The organism is Flavobacterium sp. CAN_S2, from assembly GCF_015752255.1.
Classification (GTDB): domain Bacteria; phylum Bacteroidota; class Bacteroidia; order Flavobacteriales; family Flavobacteriaceae; genus Flavobacterium.
Genome location: NZ_JADOVA010000001.1, coordinates 1,473,283 through 1,496,055 on the forward strand (window position 1 = coordinate 1,473,283; position 22,773 = coordinate 1,496,055).

A 22,773-nucleotide genomic window follows, 5' to 3' on the forward strand; every position below is an offset into this window, starting at 1 on the left:
TGCTTTTCTAACGGTATTGCTCAGATGAAATCGAAAATGTCTTTTCAGGCTGAAATATCCAATAGAAACACGGATTCTATTTTTATTCGTAACAGACAAAATGGAAAATTGCTCAAAACGATAGTAATCAATAAGGAGGGAATTTTTAAAGATACCTTGAGTATTGCTGAAGGGATTTACATGCTTTATGACGGTAAGGAATACGCTAAAATATTTATCAAAAATGGGTTTGATTTAAAACTTAAAATCGATGCTCAAAAATTTGATGAATCTATGGTGTTTTCTGGTAAAGGAGCAGTCGAAAACAATTACATGGTACAAAGCTTGCTTTTGGATGCTAAATATGATTACACTTCTCTTTTAGCTTCAGATCAGGAGACTTTTAAAAGATTAGTGGATGATAAAAAAAAATCTGGTTTTGCGCGTTTAGAAAATAAAAATTTAGACCTTAATTTTCAAGCACTTCAAAAAAAGGACATTGAAAGTTCGATACTTGGTTTAACCAGTTATTATAACCAAGTATTTGAGAATAATAAATTAAACGGTTCCGTTTCTCCATCATTTGATTATGATAATTATAAAGGTGGAAAAACAAAATTGGAGGATTTTAAAGGGAAGTATGTCTATTTAGATATTTGGGCTACTTGGTGTGGTCCTTGTATCGCTGAGGTTCCTTTTATAAAAGAAGCAGAAGAACTTTATCGTAATAAAAATATAGTTTTTATAAGTATTTCAATTGATAAATTAAAAGATTTAGATAAGTGGAAAACGATGGTTAATAAAAAAGAATTAGGCGGTGTTCAGCTTTTTGCGGATAACGATTGGAATTCAGATTTTATAAAAGCTTACGGAATTAAATCTATTCCAAGATTTATTTTGATAGATCCAAACGGAAAAGTTGTTAAAGCAGATGCAGCAAGGCCATCTTCTCCGAAATTTAATGAAGAAATAGGAACTTTTTTGAATTAAGAGTTTTTATATAAAAAAAGGCTGTTCGAAAAATACTTTTCGAACAGCCTTTTTTTTTAACCCAATTTCTAATATTCCTAAACCGTATGTTTTGGATTAAAACCATCTTCACTTAGTTCGATACGGTCATAATCAGCAACCATTTCCGCTTCATAATCAACTTTTTCTCCTTTACTGAATTTAGCAATCAATTTCTCCATGATTTCGTAAATTACTGGAACGACAATTAAGGTTAGGAATAATGAACTTATTAATCCACCAATAATTACCCATGCCAAACCATTTTTCCATTCGGCTCCAGCTCCAGCAGCTAATGCAATTGGGAACATACCAAAAACCATCGCAATTGTTGTCATTAAAATTGGACGAAGACGCGCATGATTCGCTTGAATTAAAGCGGTTCTAATGGTTTCACCAGCTGCTCTACGTTGGTTGGTGTAATCCACAAGCATGATCGCATTCTTACATACCAGACCAATAAGCATGATGACTCCAAGAATCGTAAAGATGTTCAAGGTGTTATTCGTTAATGCTAGTGCTAGTAATGCTCCAATGAACGAAAGCGGAATAGCAAATAATACTACGAATGGATGCACAAAACTGTCGTATAAGGAAACCATTACAAGGTAAACCAAGATAATAGCAGCTAATAAAGCAATTCCTAATGTTCCAAAACCTTCTGACTGGTTTTCTTGATCACCACCCCAAATGTAGTTGACACCGGTAGGTTTTTTTAGTTGATCTATTTTTTCTTGCCATTGCGCAACAATTGTTCCAGAAGCAACTCCCACGTTTTGCCCTTTTACTGTTACAGATGCCGTTTTGTCCCTACGTTCCAATTGGCTTGGACCAGAACCTTCCGTAACGGTTGCAAATTGATTTAACTTGATTTGTTGACCCATGTCATTGATGAAAATTAAGTTGCTTACATCAGCAATACTTTTTCTATCGAAAGCATTGTATTTAATATTGATGTCATATTCGTATTCCCCAGCTCTAAAACGTCCGTCAGTATTCCCGCTAAAAGCCGTTTGCATCGTTATACCAACTGTTTGTAAACTCAAACCAAGTGCGGCCATTTTATCTCTGTCTACTTTTACGTTTACTTCAGGATTTCCATCTTCCACAGATAATTCTATTTCTGTTGCCCCTGGAATAGTACGCAATTCTTTTTCAGCTGCAATGGCAAATTTCATGGCACTTGCTACATCTGGACCCGTTACAATAAGCCCTAAAGTAGCATCTTCAGCCGTTCCTAAAATACCTACCGGAACGGTTTTAACTTTTGCACCAACTAATAGTTTTTCTAATTTACGTTTGGTTTTTGCAGCGTAAACATTTGCAGGTTCATCGCGTTGGTCTAATTGGACCATTTTCACGTTAATTTCTGATTTGTATGCAGTTGCTTGCGAAGCTCCAAGCCCACCACTGGTTTGACCCACAATAGTAAACTGGCTTTCGACAAAAGCTTCATTCTCTAAAAAAGCTTCAGCTTTTTGTGTCATGAAGTTAGTTTGTTCTAGCGAGGCATCTTTTGGCATTTCGATTTGAACTAAAAACTCACCACTGTCTGATGCTGCAAAGAATTCACCACCAATAAATCCTGCAGGAACCAATGCAATTGAGCTGAAAAAGATAACTAAAACAATAGCTAGTGTTGTTTTGTAATGGTCTAAACTCCAAGTCAATAATCCAGAAATCCAGTTGATGAAACGCGTTAAATAACTTTCAAAACCAAGGATGATTCTTCCGAAAAGGTTTTTACCTTCAATATGTTCTAATTTTCCGTATCTAGATGATAACCAAGGAATAATAGTAAATGATGCCACTAATGATAGTAAAGTAGATATAATTACCGTTACACAAAACTGCGTAATAATATTAGAAACTAGTCCAGAACTCAATGCAATTGGTAAAAACACAACCACGATTACAAGCGTAATCGATACCACAGTTCCACCAATTTCGGCCGTACCATCATAGGCAGCACGAACTTTGTTTTTGCCCATTTCCATATGCCTGTATATATTCTCCAGAACCACAATAGCATCATCCACAAGAATACCAACAACGAGAGACAGTCCTAATAAACTCATTAAGTTCAAGGTGTATCCCATTAAATAAATTCCAATAAAAGTAGCAATTAACGAAGCTGGAATAGAAACCATTACAATCAATGAGTTTCGAATACTGTGTAAGAAAAACAACATTACAAATGCTACTAAAAGTACTGCAATAAGTAAATCATGTACCACGGCATCAGCAGCTTCAAGTGTAAATACAGTGCTGTCTTTTGCGATTTCTAGTTTTAATTCAGTCGTTTTGTACTCCGCTTCTAGTTTAGCAATTGTTTTCACCAACTCTTCACTCACCGCAACCGCATTAGCATCGGACTGTTTTATGATTTGCAAAATAATAGCACTTTTCTGATTTACACGAGCTACTTTTTCAGTGATTTTTTGTGTGTCTTGAACATCAGCGATTTCGCCTAAACGAACTTGGATTCCGTTTTTAGAAGAAACAATTAAGTTTCTTAACTCTTCAACATTCTTATATTTTCCGGCTAAACGGATTAATATTTTTTGCTCACGGGTTTGAATATTTCCGGTTGGGAAATCCAAGTTGGAGGATAAAATGTTTTGTTGCACTTGCGGTACCGAAAGTCCGTAGGCTTGCATTTTTACAGCATCAAGATTGACTTGAATTTCTCTTTCTTGTCCACCGGTAATGTTTACTTGTGCGACTCCTTGTACACGAGATAATACGGGCGCTAATTTTTTATCAACTAAGTCATAAAATTCAACTTCGTCCATTTTTCCGTTGGCACCAATGGTCATAATTGGTAAATCGCTCAACGAAAACTTATTTAATGAAGGCGCCTGAGCGTCATCCGGTAAGTCATTGATGATGGCATTTATCTTTCGCTGCGCATCGTTCATCGAAATATTAACATCAGCATTTGATGTCAATGTTATAGACACCGAAGATAAACTTTCAAAGGATTTAGAGTCGATCTTCTTGATGTTTTCTAAAGAGGAAATCGCGTCTTCAATTTTTTTGGTAACGGTATTTTCGACCTCACTAGGTGATGCACCAGGATATACAGTTGCAATCGAAATTACGTTAGTTTCAAATTTTGGAATCAATTCGTAGCCTAATTGGCTGTAACTAAACAATCCTCCTAAAGTTAGTATCGTAAATAATACGATGACTAAGGAAGGACGTTTTATGGATATTTCTGCTAATTTCATATATTTATGTTTTTATATCTTAAAGTTGTAAGGACATAAAGTTTTCTACTTTCGACCTTTGGCTTTATGATTTTCGACTATTTAATAATATCCACTTTAGATCCGTCTTGAAGGTTGATTTGACCGGTAACAATTACAGTTTCACCCTCTGAAAGTCCGTTTAAAACTTCTACTTTATCACCAAGAATTCTTCCTGCAGTAACCGTTTTCAGTTTAGCAGTTCCGTTTTCGATTACAAATATTTCATTGCTGCTCACACTTCCTACGAAAGCATTTCTAGGAACAACCATCAACGATTGTTTTCCTTGATTTGCAGAAAATTCAGCAGTTCCGTACATTCCTGCTTTCAAATCATTTGCTGCATTATTAGCAATTTCTATTTCTACAGGAAAGTTCAAACTCGCATCCGATTTTGGGGCTATGAATGAGATTTTCCCTGAGAATGTTGCATCTGGGTACACACTCGCTTTTACAGAAATGGTAGTTCCTACTTTTAAACCTGCAACCTGATTTTCATTGACATTGACCTTTAGTTTCAATTTAGAAACATTAACAATGTCAAACAATTGTGTTCCGGCACCAAGAACAGATCCTGGTTCAATGTACTTTTTGTTCACAATTCCGTTGATTGTCGCTTTGATATTCGTATCACCAATATTAACTCTTGCTTGTTGTAATCTTGATTTTGAAGTTACCAAATTTAATTTTGCCTGATCTAATTGTTGTTTAGTCACACCTCCAGTTTTGAAAGCATTTTCAAAACGACTGTAGTCTGTCAAAGCATTTTGATAGGATGCTTGTGCGGTTTGTAAATCAGCTGTGATTTGTTCGCTTCTTACAATTGCCAGTGTTTGACCAATTCGCACTCTGTCCCCTTCATCAACTAAAACACGAACTACTCTTCCTGGCTTCTCAGCAGAAAAGCTTAATTCTTGTAGTGGTGCAAAATTTCCATTGGCTACAAAATCAAGAGAAACTTCTTCGGTTTTTACTGTTGCTACTTTTACTGAAATGCTAGCATTTTTCTCCGCTACAATAGCAGTTTTTGCTTCGTTTTCCTTTTTGTTATTCATTAATACATATCCGATAATGCCTAAACTGGCTACGATTGCTACAACGATTAGTATGTTTTTTTTCATTTTAGTTAGTTATTTATAAGTGATTTTAATTCTCCTTTTGATTTGATTAATTGTATTTCTGCCAGTTTGTATTCCAGTACGGCCGATGTGTAGTTGTTTTGTGCTTCCGTCAAAGAGTTTTCAGCATCCAATAAGTCAGTTAAAGAAGCTAATCCTTGAATATAATTATTTCTGGTGTTGTCTAAAACTTCTTTGGCTAATTGTGCATTCTCTTTTTGATTGTTGATGGTAGTTAAACTGTTGTCAATTTGCGTTTTTGCATTGGCGAAAGCCAGATCAAGCGCTAATTTGGTATCAACTAAATCTTCTTGAACCGTTCTAATTTCAATATCGGCTTGTCTTACTTTGGCACGAGTACCAAAACCAGTAAAAATTGGCACTTTCAAATTCAATCCAATTGAGGAGAAATCTGACCAATAAACTCCATCAGCAGGTTTTCCTCCAATAGGCATAACAGGACCTTGACCAATATAATTGTATCCGGCGTTTAATGATAATGTTGGGTAATACGAAGCTTCAACAGCCTTTTTTTGATAAAATAAAAGTTGTTCTTGTTTCTTCAAAAGCAAATATTCCGTTCTGTTAGCTGTATTTGGAATTTCCGAGAGTGCTTGTGGTCCCACTTCAAATGCAGTTTGTGGTATCTCAATTTGCGTTTCTATAGGCATTCCCATGTAAAATTTCAATGCATTTTCCTGAATTTGAACCGCATTCAACACTTGTTGACGTTGCGTATTGATGTTTGAAATCTTCACTAAGATTCGATCCAAATCAATTTTCTTAGCTAATCCGTTGTCAAATTGCCCTTTGATAATGTCTTTTACTTTATTCGTATTTTTGTACGTACTATCAATAACTGTCAGTTTTTGTCTTTGTACATAAACCTGGTAATAATTATTGGCTACGCGTTCAATTACTTGTTCTTCGCTCAACTGGTTGTTGATTTGGTAAAATTCTCTAGTAGATTTTGCCGCCTTCAAACCGGTAAAAACCGTTTGGTCGAAAATTGCTTGAGTCAAAGAAACACCTGCTGTTGAAACCCATTTTTGACCAAAAGCGGCCTGAATAGTTGTTCCTGGTTGTCCAAATCCAGCTCCATCAATTACAGTAGTTTGAATTACAGGATTGTAAGTCAAATTTCCGTTTGCCGATATTTGTGGCAATGCTCTGGAGCGGACTTCCTGAATTTGGTATTCGCTGTTTTCCACTTGCAGTTTTGCTTTTTTGGCATCGGCTTTGTTTTCCAAAGCGTAATTTATTGCCTCTTTGAGCGTAAGTGTTCTTACTACTTGGGCATTGACGCCAAGAGTAAATGTTAAGATTATAAAAAGAATTGTTTTTTTCATTGTTATGTAATTGGGTTAAGTAAGTTTTTTTCTAATTCGGCAATTCCCTTTTCTGTTGCCATTGCTCGGGTGTGGTATTCCAGTGCTTCCATTTCTAAGGTCGCAGCCTCTCTTTCGGAACGGGTATTTTCATTAATGGTAAAAATCAAAGCGTAATAAAGTTTAACATAGACGTCAATATTGATGTCTTCTCTGTACAAACCTTGAGCAATTCCTTTTTCAATGTTTTGTTTGAAACAACTTTCACAAATTGCAATCTGATTTTCTAAGGCTGTTTCATAAACTTCCGGATAATATTTTTTTAGTTGATATATTGGGGATGTTTCGCCAGACTTAAACATATCAGCAAACATTTTTCTAATCTGGAAGTGCTCCTCAATGGCGTTGTATTTTTTAGAAATAATTCCAGAAATAATTTCATGCACTTCCTTGTGGAGTACTTGTGTGCTTTCGTGTATCAACAATTCCTTATTGGCAAAATATTTATAAATTGTTTTCTTTGATATACACATTTCACCGGCAATATCATCCATTGTTATGCTTTTGAAACCAAGTCTCAAAAACATATCTTTTGCTTTATTTATAATTTTTTCTTTCATCTTTTATGCTGAAATAGGTTCAGTATGTTTTAATTAAGTTCTATTGTAAAGGCGGACTAATCAAATCGAGTGCAAATGTATAAAGGAAACTTTGAACACTGAAATAGTTTCCTTTTAATTTGTAATTATTTAACATTTAGTTTAAATTGATTAGTTAAACCGTAAATTCAAGATTAGCAATCAGTTTGATATCTTGTCCCAAAGCCAAGCCACTGGCTTGATTGAAAGAATTAAAGGTTAGTCCGAAATCTTTACGGTTGATTTTACCTGTTATTTCAAATGCTGCTTTCTGATCGCCATTGTAAGCATTTATTCCGATGAATTCCGCATCTAATTCCACGACTTTTGTAATGTTTTTGATAGTCAAATTCCCTTTCAAGAAATTGATGTTTTTATTTACTTTTTCGAATGAAGTTGACTTAAAACTAATAATAGGATATTCAGTGACATCAAAGAGGTCATTCATTTTTAAATGCGTGTCAATTTGCTCCAGTTTTCCATCCTTATTGTTTACATCCAAAGAAAATTCGATCGAGGCGTCTTCAATTTCATTGTTTTCAATATCGATATGCCCGTTGAATTTGTTGATGGTTCCCGCTAAATAAGCAATAATTGAATGCCTCATTTTAATCAGAACATCAGATTGGTTGGAGTCAATTGTCCATTTAGTTTTCATAATTCATCGGGTGTATTAAAATTTAATTGATTTCGCAATCATTTAAAAAAGTAAGTAAGGATTTGAATTGTTAAATTCGAGTGCAAATGTAAGATGGAAACTTTGAATACCAAAACAGTTTCCAATGTATTTTGATTTATTTAACATTTGATAATGAAACGGAGTTTGTAATGCAAATTGAATACTGTAAATTAGCCAAAAATTTATTTTATGCATACCATTTATCAGTATCAGGAGTTCCTTTCGGATTATTTGCAATCACAATATGAAACCAAAGAACCTAGAAATTTATATGAGCCTATACATTATATTTTAGATCTTGGCGGAAAAAGAATGCGTCCGGTGCTTACTTTAATGAGTGCGGAGGTTTTTGATGCAGATTACAAAAAAGCGCTTCCTGCTGCTCTGGCTGTCGAAGTTTTTCATAATTTCTCGTTGGTACATGATGATATTATGGATGATGCTCCTTTGCGCAGAGGACATGAAACCGTGCATGAAAAATGGAATTTAAACACCGGAATTTTGTCAGGCGACGCAATGTTAATTTTAGCGTACCAATATTTCGAACAATACGAGCCTATTATATTTAGGGATTTAGCAAAGTTGTTCAGCAAAACAGCGCTCGAAGTTTGTGAAGGGCAACAATGGGATGTTGATTTTGAAGAGCGCACCGATGTAACTATTGCGGAATATTTGAAAATGATTCAATATAAAACAGCGGTTTTAGTTGCGGCAGCGATGAAAATGGGGGCGATTATTGCGGAAACTTCTGTTGAAAATGCCAATTTAATTTATGATTTCGGATTAAATTTAGGATTAGCCTTCCAGTTGCAGGATGATTTTCTGGATGCTTTTGGCAATCCGGAAACCTTTGGAAAACAAGTGGGCGGTGATATAATTGAAAACAAAAAAACCTATTTGTATCTCAAAGCGGTTGCATTTTCAAATGAAGAAGAAGCCCAAGAATTGAAAAGCTTATTTTCGATTCAACCAGAAGATAATACCAATAAAATAGAACGTGTAAAAGCGCTGTTTAATAGTTCTGGTGCTTCAAAGGCAACTCAGGATGCAATCCAGGATTTTACGTTCAAAGCTTTTCAAACTTTGGATAAAATGAATATCAGCACAGAGAAAAAAGAAATGTTGAAGGCTTTTGGTGAAAACTTAATGGGAAGAAAAGTTTAGATTTTGATTGCAGATTAACGATTTTTGATCGCAGAAGTTTTACTTCGGGTAAATAATGGTTTATTTCAAAAATCAGTATAATTCAAAAAAATCAAACATTTAGAGCAGTTTCTTAAAATCAAAAATCTAAATTCGTTAATCAATAATCTGAAATCAAATGTTTATAGTTCCAAAAAATACCGATTTACTACTTATTGAAGCCGAAGGTGAAAACTTATATTTGAAATTAATCGAACAAATGAATAAGGATTTCAATTTGGCTAATGAAGCCATTGATTTTCCCCTGTCTATTTCTCCAGAGCAATTGAAGTTGGAATTGCATGAAAAAATCTACCGACTCATTCAATACAAATTTGCTGAATACCTGAATTTACTGTACATAATTGATGTTTCCGAAGAAGAAATAAAAAAACTCGACGGTTCTGATTTAGTAATTCTCGCTGAGCAAGTTGCCTTTTTGATTTTGAAAAGAGAATGGCAAAAAGTATGGTTTAGGAATAAATATTAATTATTCCAAATCCTTTCTTAAGATTGTTTTATTCCACAATTCATTTCCTTTAGCATCAAAAATAGTAAGCTTCATTTGGCGGTTTTCTTTGGAACCTAAGAAGGAAATTGTTCCAAAATTATGCTGTGCAATCAAGCTGCCTTTTGTTCTGTAAATATTGTTTTCCTTCCACACTTTTTCAGAAGCGACACCGGAAGTTAACGGTGAAACAGTCCAGTCAAACAAAGGATAAGTGTTCTCTCGTGGAAGTTCAGAGAGCTCTGTAAAATGTCTGTCGCCGCTTATAAACAAAACACCTTTGATTTTATTATTGAGAATTTCTTGCAGTAATTTTTCTTTCTCTTTGGAGTAATTGCTATAATTCTCTTTTTCAGCGACTGAATTTAATACTTGGCCACCAATTACAATTATTTTGAAACTGGCTTTTGAAAAACTTAATGCGTTAATCAGCCATTCTAACTGTGTGTTACCTAATATTGTTCTTTCACCAGTAATCCTGTTGTTTGGAGTTTTGAAATAGCGGTCATCCAATAGAAAGAATTGCGCATCACCCCAGCTAAATGTTGAATAAATGCCTTCGTTTTGTTCTGGATGCATGCCGTAGCTTTTATTTGCCCAGAAGTCCTTGAATGCTTTTTGAGTTAGGAATTTGTTGTAAAAACTGCCGTCGCTATCATCTGGTCCAAAATCATGATCATCCCAGATAGCAAAATTTTGAGTTTTTGCGAGTAAAGGTTGGATTGCTTTTATAGATCGGGAATGCGTATACCTGTGATAAATTCCGGTTTTACTATCCCAATCGGCTTCTCTAAGATAGATATTGTCACCACTCCAAATCATAATATCAGGATTCTTTTTAACTATACTTTCAAAGATTACATTTTCGCTTCCATATGCTTTGCCAGGCCGATCCAGTGGTGGCTCATTAAAATAAGAGCAACTCCCAACCGCTACGGTAAAATCGGGTGCATCTTCGCGCCATTCCCAAAGTTTTTTTGATGAAAAAGAAGTCTCGTACGGCAAGATGATTTTTTTGTCATCTATGAAAACATCATACATGTATTTTTTTCCGGGACTTAATTGGTCTAGAATGATATGATGCGTAAAGCCAATCTCTTTCGAGGACGAGTAAACGTCTGAATATAATATTTTAGCAGGATTGTCAATGTCAAAATAAGCTATTTTTACGGAAGCTTTTTTGCTGGTTTGTACCCAAATCACCGCTTCTGTCATTTCGCAATACCCTACCATGGGACCGGATTGCAAAAGGCTATTTTGTGCAAAACTGTAGGTTGCAAAAAAAATAAATAGGAGTTGAAAAGTTTTTTTCATGATTAATTTTAAAAATAAACTCTGATAAAAGGCATAAAGGCACTGCCGTAAATGTTGTTTTTGTCTGTCAAAACATTGTATCGTCCGCCAATAGTAGCATTTCCGGAACGGTAACCGGCTCCAATAAACAATCCCGTATTCCAATAATCTTGTGAATTAGTATTGGATCCATCCAGATTTACATTTACTCTTAATTGTTCCAGTTCAGCCGAAAGTTGGATTTCAGGTATCGGATTAAAAAGACCTATGACGCTACCGCCATACAAATGAGAAGCATAATAATTCTTTTGTTTTAAATATTTATATTGCGCGCCAACACCTAAAGCTACATATTCATTGAAATTGTAAATGGCGCTTGGTGCCAAAGAAATATCAGTGTAGCCAGAACCAAAACCTAATCCGATTCCACCTCCAAATTGTACATTTCGCCAAAACTGATTTTCCATTTCTGGTTGCATATCATTTTGTTGCGCAAATACGCAGCTTGAAAAAAACAAAGCAATTAGCGCCAAAAAATTTTTGGAATCATTCAAAAAGCAATTCTTTGTCATAAGTTTTTGGTTTTTTAACAATATTCAATGTAAAAGTATCTTAAAATAAATTATAAATTTATTGTATTATCGTACTTTTGCCAAACTATTTTAACAAAAAAGGTATATTCACTAAATATTATGGATAGGTTTTCATTTTTAAACGCAGCACACACAGAATTTTTCGCACAATTATACGATCAATATTTAGAGAATCCAGATAGCGTAGAGCCAAGTTGGAGAAGTTTTTTTCAGGGTTTCGACTTTGGAATGACGACTTACAATGAGGAAAACCCTGTGGAACAAATAGCAAATTTTGCCTCTAATAATACGGATGTAAGTTTGGTCTCTGAAAAGCTTCAAAAAGAATTCAACGTATTAAAATTAATAGATGGATATCGTTCTCGCGGTCATTTGTTCACTAAAACAAACCCGGTTCGAGAAAGACGTACAACATCGCCAACACTTGAAATCACAAATTTCGGACTTTCATCAGCAGATTTGAATACTGTTTTTGATGCCGCTAAGGTGATTAATATTCAGCCTTGTACGCTTCAGGAAATCATCACACACCTAGATACTATATATTGCCAGCACATTGGGGTGGAATATATGTATATCCGTAAACCGGAAGTGGTGGAGTGGATTCAGAAGAAGTTAGGTGTCAATGACAACCAACCTAAATTTTCTTTGGAAGAAAAGAAATCGATTCTGAATAAATTAAACCAAGCTGTTTCTTTTGAAAACTTTTTGCATACTAAATATGTAGGTCAAAAACGTTTTTCTCTTGAAGGTGGAGAATCAATCATACCGGCTTTGGATGCTTTAATTGAAAAAGCAGCCGAAAAAGGAGTAGAGCAATTTGTTATGGGAATGGCACACCGTGGCCGTTTGAATGTTTTGGCAAATATTTTTGGCAAATCAACCCAGGACATTTTTGGAGAGTTTGATGGTAAGGATTATGACCAGGAATATTTTGACGGAGACGTAAAATACCATTTAGGACTTACCGCTGATAAAGTTACTAGCACCGGTAAAAAAATCAATATCAATTTGGCTCCAAATCCTTCGCACCTTGAAACTGTAGGTGCAGTAATCGAAGGAATTACAAGAGCGAAACAAGACAAATATTTCCCGGACGATTTCTCTAAAGTATTACCAATCGCCGTTCACGGGGATGCTGCAATTGCAGGTCAGGGAATTTTGTATGAAATTGTACAAATGGCGCAATTGGACGGTTATAAAACCGGAGGAACAATCCATATTGTAATCAATAATCAAGTTGGTTTTACGACTAATTATCTTGATGCGCGTTCATCAACTTATTGTACGGATGTTGCCAAAGTAACACTTTCGCCAGTATTGCACGTAAATGCGGATGATGCTGAAGCTGTTGTTCACGCAATGTCATTTGCGTTGGATTTCAGAATGCAATTTGGACGTGACGTTTTTATCGATTTATTAGGATATAGAAAATACGGACATAACGAAGGTGATGAGCCACGTTTTACACAGCCAGTATTGTATAAAATTATTGCTAAGCACAAAAATCCAAGAGATATTTACATGGAGAAATTACTTGCTGATGGAGTAATTGACAACACTTTTGTAAAAGGATTGGAGCAAGAATACAAATCAAACCTTGAAATTAACTTAGAAGAATCCCGTAAAAAAGATTTGACTATTATTACCCCGTTCATGAAAAATGAGTGGAAAGGTTTTGAGCAGGTTTCTGATGTTGAAATGCTTAAAAAAGTAGACACTACTTTCCCAAAAGAAGGACTTACTGAGGTAGCAAATGTAATTTGTAACTTGCCAACAGATAAAAAATTCATAAGCAAAATTCAAAAACTGATCAACGATAGAAAAACAATGTTTTTCGAAACGAATAAGTTGGATTGGGCTATGGCCGAACATTTAGCGTATGGTTCACTTTTAAAAGAAGGATACGATGTTCGTATTTCCGGACAGGATGTGGAGCGTGGGACATTCTCTCACCGTCACGCCGTTGTAAAAGTGGAAGATTCAGAAGAAGAAGTTACTTTATTGAGTAATTTAGAAGGAGCAACCGGGAAATTCAATATTTACAATTCTCTTTTGTCTGAATATGGTGTTTTAGGATTTGATTACGGATATGCTTTGGCAAACCCAAATACATTAACCATTTGGGAAGCACAGTTTGGAGATTTCAGTAATGGAGCCCAAATTATGATTGACCAATACATTTCTTGTGGAGAAGATAAATGGAACAACCAGAACGGAATTGTTTTATTGTTGCCTCACGGATATGAAGGACAAGGAGCAGAGCATTCATCAGCCAGAATGGAGCGTTATTTACAACTTTGCGCCAGACATAATATGTATGTTGCGGATTGTACAACGCCTGCCAACTTCTTTCACTTGTTGAGAAGACAAATGAAAACGACTTTCCGTAAACCACTTATTGTGTTTACACCAAAGAGTTTGTTGCGTGATCCAAGAGTAGTTTCTTCAATTGAAGAATTTGCAACAGGTAGTTTCCAAGAAACATTCGATGATGAAACAGTGAATAAAGACGAGGTGAAAACACTAGTTTTTTGTACCGGAAAATTCTATTATGACATCACCGCCGAAAGAGAAAATCTGGGTAGAAATGATGTTGCGGTTGTTAGAATCGAACAATTATTCCCATTGCCAGTGGAACAATTAAAAGAAATTATTGCTAAATATCCAAACGCTGATGATTATGTTTGGGCACAAGAAGAGCCAAAAAACATGGGCGCGTACAGCTTTATGTTGATGAATTTCGATTTAGTAAAATGGAGATTGGCGTCCCTAAAAGCATACGCAGCTCCAGCGGCAGGAAGTTATACAAGAGCAAAACGCCGTCAGGCTGATGCTTTACGAATGGTTTTTGATAAAAATTTATACAGATAAAAAAATAGTTTAAAGTTTAAGGTTTAAAGTTGCTCTCGGGTGATTTTGAACTTTAAACAATTCAAACCTTAAACAAAAAAAAGATGATTTTAGAAATGAAAGTCCCATCACCAGGGGAATCTATAAAGGAAGTTGAAATTGCAACTTGGTTGGTAAAAGACGGAGATTATGTAGAAAAAGACCAAGCAATTGCTGAGGTTGATTCTGATAAAGCAACCTTAGAATTGCCAGCAGAAGCAAGCGGAATCATTACTTTAAAAGCAGAAGAAGGCGATGCAGTTGCGGTAGGAGCAGTAGTTTGCCACATAGATACGGACGGAGCAAAACCAGCAGGTGATGCGCCAGTTGCTGAAGCTGTAAAAACAGTTGAAGCAGCAAAAGCAGAAGTTAAAGCAGAAGTGCCAAAAGCGGCACCGATAGCAGCAGCTCCAGCAGCGACTTATGCTTCAGGAACTCCATCTCCAGCAGCAAGAAAAATATTAGACGAGAAAAATATAGCGCCAGCTTCTATAACAGGAACAGGAAAAGACGGAAGAATCACTAAAGATGATGCCGTAAATGCAGTGCCTTCAATGGGAACGCCTACAGGTGGTTCTCGTGGATCAGAGCGTACTAAGTTATCGATGTTGCGTCGTAAAGTGGCTGAGAGATTAGTTGCCGCTAAAAACGAAACAGCAATGTTGACTACTTTCAACGAAGTAAACATGACGCCAATTAACACTTTGCGTAATGAATACAAAGATGCGTTCAAAGCAAAACATGGCGGAATTGGTTTAGGATACATGTCTTTCTTTACTAAAGCAGTAACCAGGGCATTAAAATTATTCCCGGATGTAAACTCAATGATGGATGGTGATCATAAGATTGCTTTCGATTTTTGCGATATTTCAATTGCAGTTTCAGGACCAAAAGGATTAATGGTTCCTGTAGTTCGTAATGCAGAGAATTTGACTTTCCGTGGAGTTGAAGCTGATATTAAAAGATTAGCAATCAAAGCGCGTGATGGTCAGATCACAGTGGATGATATGACTGGAGGAACGTTCACGATTACTAACGGTGGTGTTTTTGGAAGTATGTTAAGTACACCAATTATCAATCCTCCACAATCAGGAATTCTTGGAATGCACAACATTATCGAGCGTCCAATTGCTGTAAACGGAAAAGTGGAAATTCACCCAATGATGTATGTAGCACTTTCTTATGATCACAGAATTATTGATGGACGTGAGTCTGTTGGATTCTTGGTAGCGGTAAAAGAAGCATTAGAAAACCCAATGGAATTATTGATGGATAACAATCCTAAAAAAGCTTTAGAGTTGTAAAATTGGTTTTATTAGCTTTACAAATACATATTTTAGTCCCGCCTTGTTTCTGAAACAAGGCGGGATTTTTTTGTTGAGGAATTTGTAGTTTGTAAATTTGTATTTATTTGTGTCTTTTATTACGATTGTGGTTTTTAATTGTGTAATTAATTATATTTTATATAAAAAAAGATAATTTGTTTTGGGGATTTACCATAACATTACCACAACATTACGGATTTTGATACTGTAGCGCTTCTTTTCTTATACTTCATAAAATAAAGTTAAGTCCCAGTTATAGTAATATTTTTGGATGTTTACATCTGTGAAATTTCTTTATCGAGTTGTATAGTTTTTAGATAGGTATCATTTTAAATCACAACACAATACATTCATAAATTTGAGAATAACTAATACCTCAAAATTATGAAGAACTTTACTTTATTTATTTTTCTGTTGGTTTTTTCAACAGGATTTTCACAAAATGCACCAGTTACCTTTGAGAACGGAGAATTCGGTTCGACATGGTCGTTTAACACTTTTGAAAATGGAACTGGAGCCGGTTATTCTAAAGTCTCCAATCCATTCCCAGGCGGAATCAATAATTCAGCAACGGTTGGGAAATTTGTAGCAGGAAGCTCTGACTCGAAAGCGGCACCGTATGCAGGATTTGAGACAGCCCATGGTTCGGGAGTCAATGGCATTGGAACTTTTACCTTGAGTGCTTCCAACAGCATTGTCAAAATAATGGTCTACAAATCAGTTATTAGCGATGTGGGTATCAAATTTGCAATAGCTAATGGTGGTGCACAACAGGAAATTAAAGTGCCTAACATCAAAATCAATGAATGGGAAGAACTAACTTTTGATTTTTCAGGAAAAATAGGATTATTCGAAACTATTAACATTGATCAGATCATATTCTTTTTAGATTTTAATGAGAGAACTGCGGAAACCACCAATTATTTTGACAACGTGACTTTTTCAGCCAAACCAGCTGCAACTACACCAACTGTTGCCGCACCAACTCCTTCTCTAGCTGCTGCAGATGTTATATCTTTATTTAGCAATGCGTATACAAACGTTCCAGTTGATAATTGGCGAGCAGATTGGGGACAATCAGGAAACGTTTTGTCAGATGTTCAAATTGCTGGAAATGATACTAAAAAGTATACAGACCTGAGTTATTTTGGAGTTATCACTGAAGCTAATAAAATTGATGCTTCGTCAATGCTTAATTTTCATGTTGATGTTTGGACGCCTGATGTGACAACAATTAAAATCAAAATAGTCGATTTTGGAGCTGACGGAGCTTATCAAGGCGGTGACGATAAAGAGTTTGAAATCACTCGTGCCTTAACTTTGAGTGGTTGGAACAGTTTAGAGATTCCGCTTTCTGAATTTACCGGTTTGACAACTAAAGCGCATATTGCACAGTTTGTTTTCTCGGGTTCTGCAGGAACAATTTTTATAGATAATGTTTATTTCAATAAGGTTGCGATAGTTGCACCGCCAGCTGCCGCTCCTTATGCACCCGTTACTTTTGAAACTGGCGAATATGGATCTACTTGGACTTTGACTTCTTTTGATAATCCATCGGGAGGTTCAACAGCTTCGTTGTTAGCAGCAAATCCTAATAAAACAGGAATTAACACCTCAAATACAGCAGCTAAATTTACTGCTTTAGTTGCAGGCGCTTGGTATACTGGTTTTGAAACTGCTCATGCTTCGGGTACTAACGGCATTGGAACATTTACGTTAAATGAAACCAACAGTACGATTAAAATGATGGTGTACAAAGATGTAATCAGTAAAGTAGGTATTAAGTTGGCACGCCCTGATGGCGGTTCTACAGGTGAAATCACGGTTACTAATACTAAAATAAATGAGTGGGAAGAACTGACATTTAACTTTGCTGGAAAAATAGGGGAAGGAGTTTCTACAGGAATTGATCAAATTATTGTATTTCCTGATTTCATTCCTGAAGGGACAACAAGAACGGCAGATCATGTTTGCTACGTAGATAATATTACGTTTTCTGCAAAAACTGCGACTCCAGTTGCTGCAACATCTCCAAGTGTAGCCGCACCAACTCCTCCAACAAGAGTAGCTGCGGATGTGAAATCCTTATTTAGCGATGCTTATGCTGTTTATAAAGCAGGCGACTGGTGTAAATGTTGGAGTCAATCCACAGATGTTACTGATGAGCTTATTGCAGGCAACAACACAAGAAAATTAGCAAATTTCAACTATCAAGGGATTACTTTACCTAGTACAGAAGTTTTTGATCTTTCTGATATGACAACGATGCATGTAGATTTATGGTCTTCAAGTGCAACTTCGGTAAAAATTAATCTTATCAATCAAGGTCCTGTTGAAGCTGGAGTAACGTTGACAATCGCTGCAGGTTGGAATAGTTTTGACATGGCTTTGAACGCCGCCAATTTTCCTGGGATAAACTTCGCCACTGTTTTTCAAATGAGTTTGTCGTCTGTTCCTATCGGTACAACAGTTTATTTAGATAACTTTTACTTTTATAAATCAACTGTGGTAGTGTCACCAACTGAACCAACTGTTGCTGCACCAACACCTACAGTTTCCGCATCTAATGTTATTTCCATGTTTAGTAACGCGTATACAAATGTTCCTGTTACGACGTGGAGAACGGACTGGTCAGTAGGAAGTACTTTGACAGACATGCAAATTGCTGGAAATGACACTAAAAAATATACTAATTTGAGTTATTTTGGAGTAGATGTAACTGGTACAATAGACGCAACGCCAATGTTGTATTTTCATATTGATATTTGGACACCAGATTTAACAGCGTTCAGAGTTAAATTAGTTGATTTTGGGGCAAATGGTGCGTATCAAGGCGGCGATGATGTTGAGTTTGAAGTGACGCGTACGCCGACATTATCAGGTTGGAACAGTTATGATATTCCTTTGTCAGAGTTTACAGGCTTAACAACCAAAGGACATATTGCCCAATTAGTGTTATCAGGAGCGCCTGCAGGAACTGTATATATTGACAATGTTTATTTCAGTAAAACAGTTTCTAACTTAGGCGTTGCTAATTTTGAAACTTCAAAAGTTGTGATGTATCCAAATCCAGTTACTAATTACATGACAATTGAAGCTAATAGCGCAATAGATAAAGTTAGCGTTTATAATATTTTAGGTCAGGAAGTTTTAGTTAAAAGTCCAAAAAGTAATTCCACAACCATTCAAACCAGTGAGCTTCAAAAAGGAGTTTATATTGTTAAAACAACAGTGGATGGAAAAGTGACAATCACTAAAATGATAAAGGATTAAATTTGTTTAGGTTTGTAGTAGAAGCAGAGCGTATCGATTTTCGATACGCTCTTTTTTATTATTGGATAAGATTGTTTTATTTCAGCAAATACAAATAATGATTGTAATAATCTACAATTGCTTTTCCTTTCATCAAAATATCAGCACCTATAATTCCATGAACAGGTTTTGCTTTGTGCTGTGTTAGCGCTTCATTTACATGAGACAAATCAAAAATAACAATCTCAAAATTTGAATCTTTCCACGAACCAAGCTGCAATTGATTTTTTAAAGCCAGTTGGGTAAACATTCCGGTGGCACCTGCACCAGCGGCTTTTGTCTTTGATTTTTTTGCTTCCAATAAAAATAAATCGACACTTTCAAATCCTACACAACTGTTTGATGCTCCTGTATCCAGAATAAAATTCCCTGAAACACCATTGATTTTTGCTTTTATCAAAAGATGCTGTGTTTTAGTAATTTTAAATTTTACTTTTCTGTAATTTTCCTTTTTAAGGATTTCGTGTAGGTTCTTCATTGATGCGGAATTTATTTCCCTAAATTTTTCAATTTACAAAGATACATGGAGTTATGGAACGAATCCAACGAATCTTTTTAAAACCATTTTTTCAACAACTATTATTCTTGTAATTTTGTACACTTAAACTTTACACTTGGAAACAAATAGTACAATTACCGATACGCATACCCATTTATACTCAGAAGAATTTGATCAAGATAGAAACGAAATGATACAACGCGCTATTGATGCCGGTGTTTCGCGTTTTTTTATTCCCGCAATCGATTCTACTTGCACGGAATCAATGTATGAATTGGAGAAAAATCATCCTGAAAATGTTTTTTTGATGATGGGTTTGCATCCAACGTATGTAAAAGACAATTATCTGGAGGAATTGCAACATGTAGAAAATGAATTAGCCAAAAGAAAATTCTATGCGGTTGGCGAAATAGGAATCGATTTATATTGGGATAAAACCCATTTGCCACAGCAACAAATCGCTTTCAAAAGGCAAATACAATTAGCGAAACAGTACAAATTACCCATTGTGATTCATTGCCGAGAAGCTTTTGATGAAATCTTTGAAATTTTGGAGGAAGAAAAATCACCGGAATTGTTTGGTATTTTTCATTGTTTCACAGGAACTTATGAGCAGGCTTTACAAGCGATTTCATATAACATGAAGTTGGGAATAGGCGGTGTAGTGACTTTTAAAAATGGAAAAATAGACCAGTTCCTGAACCAAATTGATTTAGAACACATAGTTCTGGAAACAGATTCTCCCTATTTAGCTCCGGTTCCTTTTCGAGGGAAAAGAAACGAAAGTAGTTATATTGTTAATGTAGTAGATAAGTTAGCGCAAATTTATAGCCTTTCGGCAAATGAAATTGCGGGAGTCACCACAGAGAATTCTAAAGCTATTTTTGGGATTTAAAGTAGAATTTACCTTATTTTGATATTTTTTTTGTTCATTTGCCCACACAAAAATTGAGAACCAAAATGCAGAAATTTGACGCTATTCGGCCATTTTATGATTCCGAAATAAACGAAGCACTTCATAATGTAGTTAATCATCCAATGATGAAAGCATTGATGAATTTTACTTTCCCGGATGTTGCGGATGAAGTTTGGAAAGAACAACTTCGCAAAACGCATTCTATTCGTGATTTTCAGTGTAATTTCATTTACAAATCGGTACAAAAAGTGCTCGAGAAAAGCTCTGAAGGATTGACCACTTCCGGTTTTGAAAACTTAGAACCTAATACTTCTTACTTATTTATATCCAATCATCGCGATATTCTTTTAGATACTACGTTGCTGAACACGGCTTTGTTTGAGCACGGTTTAGTTATGACTGCTTCAGCGATTGGCGATAATTTAGTCAAAAAAGCTTTTTTGAATACATTAGCAAAACTGAATCGGAACTTTCTGGTGCAACGTGGCTTAACGCCAAGGGAAATGCTGCAAAGTTCAAAGCTATTGGCAGAATATATTGGGAATTTATTGCTTCATGAAAACCGTTCCGTTTGGATTGCGCAACGCGAAGGAAGAACAAAAGACGGTAATGATGAGACCAATCCTGGTGTTTTAAAAATGCTTGGAATGGGTTCTGATGAAAAAAACCTGATGGATTATTTCAAAAAGATAAAAATTGTACCGGTTTCTATTTCATACGAATACGATCCTACTGATGCTTTGAAAATGCCTCAATTAATGGCTGAAGCCAATAATGAAGTGTACGTTAAAGAGAAAAATGAAGATTTCATGACGATTCTTAGCGGTGCTTTGGGACAAAAGAAAAGAATCCACATTCATGTAGGCAAAGTTTTAGATACAGAAATTGAAGCCATCAAAACTGAAAATGACAGTTCCAATAAGCAAATTGTTGCTTTGGCACAAGTCATTGACGATGCCATATTGAGCAATTATAAATTGTGGCCAACAAATTTCATCGCCTTTGATATTGTAAATAAGACTAATCGTTTCTCACATTTATATACCGAAAATGAAAAATCATTATTCGAGCGCAGACTTGAAATGCGAATTGATCATGATAATCCGGTTGCTTTAGACGGTTTTCTAGCGATGTATGCCAATCCGGTTGTCAATAAATTAAAATACCACGATGTTGTATAAAGCCAAAATACTTTTAATCTATACCGGAGGAACCATCGGTATGAGAAAGGATTTTGAGACGGGAGCGCTCAAAGCTTTCAATTTTAGTAAATTGTTGCAGCGCATTCCGGAATTAAAACAATTAGATTGTGAAATCGAAACTATTTCTTTCGAAAATCCAATTGATTCCTCGAACATGAATCCTGAAAAATGGGCTAAAATTGCGACCATTATTGAGGATAATTACACTTCATTCGACGGATTTGTGGTGCTTCACGGGTCAGACACGATGTCGTATTCGGCATCGGCGTTGAGTTTTATGCTCGAAAATTTATCTAAACCCGTGATTTTTACCGGATCTCAATTACCAATAGGGGATTTACGTACGGACGCCAAAGAAAACTTAATTACTGCCATTCAAATTGCATCTTTGCGAAACAATGATGAACCAGTTATCAGTGAGGTATGTCTTTATTTTGAATACAAATTATACCGAGGGAACAGGACTACAAAGATAAATGCGGAACATTTTAAAGCATTTACCTCTCCAAATTATCCTGAGTTAGTAGAATCTGGTGTGCATTTGAAATTGAATCCAGAATTATTCCTGGCTAAAAGTGAAAATGAAGAATTCAAGGTTCATAAAAATTTAGATAACAATGTTGCGATTATAAAAATGTTTCCAGGGATTAGCGAAGCAGTTTTGGCAGCGATTTTTGATATTCCAAATCTCAAAGGGATTGTTTTAGAAACGTACGGAGCGGGAAATGCACCAACGGAGGATTGGTTTTTAAACCTATTAAGAAAAGCAATTACCGCAGGTTTACACATTGTCAATGTTACTCAATGCTCCGGTGGAAGCGTGAGTATGGGACAGTATGAAACGAGCACAGGCATGAAGGAAATTGGAGTTATTTCTGGAAAAGACATCACAACTGAAGCTGCAATTACTAAATTAATGTATTTGTTAGGCCAAAAAATAGATCAAAAAGATTTCAAAACTATTTTTGAAACTTCTTTGCGAGGAGAAATAGCATAATAGTTCGATTTTACTTTTCTAACTCATTTTTTTTATTGTTATTTGCAACCTCA

General features: G+C 35.6%; 17 protein-coding genes. 9 read left to right on the plus strand and 8 right to left on the minus strand.

All coding sequences use genetic code 11. The features are described from left to right. The first annotated feature begins 156 nt into the window (after positions 1-156). The gene (locus IWX80_RS06630; RefSeq protein ID WP_334682275.1) at positions 157-969 is read left to right on the plus strand and encodes a TlpA family protein disulfide reductase; all 813 of its coding nucleotides are present in this window, start codon (positions 157-159) and stop codon (positions 967-969) included. Between the two features lie 77 nt (positions 970-1,046). On the opposite strand, the gene IWX80_RS06635 is transcribed toward IWX80_RS06630, so the two are convergent. The 5 genes from IWX80_RS06635 to IWX80_RS06655 all read right to left on the minus strand — a co-directional run bounded on the left by IWX80_RS06635 (position 1,047) and on the right by IWX80_RS06655 (position 7,980). Further along, on the minus strand, positions 1,047-4,220 hold the full coding sequence (locus IWX80_RS06635) for an efflux RND transporter permease subunit (RefSeq protein WP_196852704.1): 3,174 nt from the start codon (positions 4,218-4,220) through the stop codon (positions 1,047-1,049). 77 nt (positions 4,221-4,297) lie between these two features. Then, complete coding sequence (locus tag IWX80_RS06640; protein ID WP_196852705.1) at positions 4,298-5,359, minus strand: efflux RND transporter periplasmic adaptor subunit; 1,062 nt, start codon at positions 5,357-5,359, stop codon at positions 4,298-4,300. 5 nt (positions 5,360-5,364) lie between these two features. Beyond that, positions 5,365-6,705: a TolC family protein gene (locus IWX80_RS06645; RefSeq protein WP_196852706.1), complete on the minus strand. Its 1,341-nt coding sequence runs from the start codon at positions 6,703-6,705 to the stop codon at positions 5,365-5,367. A 2-nt stretch (positions 6,706-6,707) separates the two neighbouring features. Then, positions 6,708-7,304, minus strand: a complete 597-nt coding sequence (locus IWX80_RS06650; RefSeq protein WP_196852707.1) for a TetR/AcrR family transcriptional regulator — start codon at positions 7,302-7,304, stop codon at positions 6,708-6,710. Between the two features lie 154 nt (positions 7,305-7,458). Continuing rightward, positions 7,459-7,980 carry a YceI family protein gene (locus IWX80_RS06655; protein ID WP_196852708.1) on the minus strand — a complete coding sequence of 174 codons (522 nt, stop codon included), beginning with the start codon at positions 7,978-7,980 and terminating at the stop codon, positions 7,459-7,461. 210 nt (positions 7,981-8,190) lie between these two features. On the opposite strand from IWX80_RS06655, the gene IWX80_RS06660 reads away from it, so the two are divergent. Continuing rightward, positions 8,191-9,165 carry a polyprenyl synthetase family protein gene (locus IWX80_RS06660; protein ID WP_196852709.1) on the plus strand — a complete coding sequence of 325 codons (975 nt, stop codon included), beginning with the start codon at positions 8,191-8,193 and terminating at the stop codon, positions 9,163-9,165. Positions 9,166-9,322: 157 nt separating this feature from the next. Further along, entirely contained in the window at positions 9,323-9,673 is a 351-nt protein-coding gene (locus IWX80_RS06665) for a hypothetical protein (protein WP_196852710.1), read from the plus strand. Here the strand turns inward: IWX80_RS06665 and IWX80_RS06670 are convergent, their stop codons facing one another. Beyond that, the gene (locus IWX80_RS06670; RefSeq protein WP_196852711.1) at positions 9,674-11,005 is read right to left on the minus strand and encodes an alkaline phosphatase D family protein; all 1,332 of its coding nucleotides are present in this window, start codon (positions 11,003-11,005) and stop codon (positions 9,674-9,676) included. A gap of 8 nt (positions 11,006-11,013) precedes the next feature. Further along, positions 11,014-11,556, minus strand: coding sequence for a hypothetical protein (locus IWX80_RS06675; RefSeq protein ID WP_196852712.1), 543 nt, complete (start codon positions 11,554-11,556; stop codon positions 11,014-11,016). Between the two features lie 120 nt (positions 11,557-11,676). Between IWX80_RS06675 and IWX80_RS06680 the strand changes: the two genes are divergently transcribed. The 3 genes from IWX80_RS06680 to IWX80_RS06690 all read left to right on the plus strand — a co-directional run bounded on the left by IWX80_RS06680 (position 11,677) and on the right by IWX80_RS06690 (position 19,067). Then, complete coding sequence (locus IWX80_RS06680) at positions 11,677-14,451, plus strand: 2-oxoglutarate dehydrogenase E1 component (RefSeq protein ID WP_196852713.1); 2,775 nt, start codon at positions 11,677-11,679, stop codon at positions 14,449-14,451. A gap of 83 nt (positions 14,452-14,534) precedes the next feature. Then, a complete protein-coding gene (gene odhB / locus IWX80_RS06685; RefSeq protein WP_196852714.1) occupies positions 14,535-15,773 on the plus strand; it encodes a 2-oxoglutarate dehydrogenase complex dihydrolipoyllysine-residue succinyltransferase in 1,239 nt (412 codons plus the stop codon). Positions 15,774-16,178: 405 nt separating this feature from the next. Further along, positions 16,179-19,067: a T9SS type A sorting domain-containing protein gene (locus tag IWX80_RS06690; protein WP_196852715.1), complete on the plus strand. Its 2,889-nt coding sequence runs from the start codon at positions 16,179-16,181 to the stop codon at positions 19,065-19,067. Between the two features lie 76 nt (positions 19,068-19,143). On the opposite strand, the gene IWX80_RS06695 is transcribed toward IWX80_RS06690, so the two are convergent. Continuing rightward, positions 19,144-19,584, minus strand: a complete 441-nt coding sequence (locus IWX80_RS06695) for a retropepsin-like aspartic protease (protein WP_196852716.1) — start codon at positions 19,582-19,584, stop codon at positions 19,144-19,146. 136 nt (positions 19,585-19,720) lie between these two features. Here IWX80_RS06695 and IWX80_RS06700 point away from each other — a divergent pair, with 136 nt between their 5' ends. The 3 genes from IWX80_RS06700 to IWX80_RS06710 all read left to right on the plus strand — a co-directional run bounded on the left by IWX80_RS06700 (position 19,721) and on the right by IWX80_RS06710 (position 22,720). Next, entirely contained in the window at positions 19,721-20,500 is a 780-nt protein-coding gene (locus IWX80_RS06700; protein ID WP_196852717.1) for a TatD family hydrolase, read from the plus strand. 65 nt (positions 20,501-20,565) lie between these two features. After that, positions 20,566-21,702, plus strand: coding sequence for a 1-acyl-sn-glycerol-3-phosphate acyltransferase (locus IWX80_RS06705; protein WP_121363892.1), 1,137 nt, complete (start codon positions 20,566-20,568; stop codon positions 21,700-21,702). Further along, positions 21,692-22,720: an asparaginase gene (locus tag IWX80_RS06710; protein WP_196852718.1), complete on the plus strand. Its 1,029-nt coding sequence runs from the start codon at positions 21,692-21,694 to the stop codon at positions 22,718-22,720. Before IWX80_RS06705 ends, IWX80_RS06710 begins: the two co-directional genes overlap by 11 nt. The last annotated feature ends 53 nt before the right edge of the window (positions 22,721-22,773 follow it).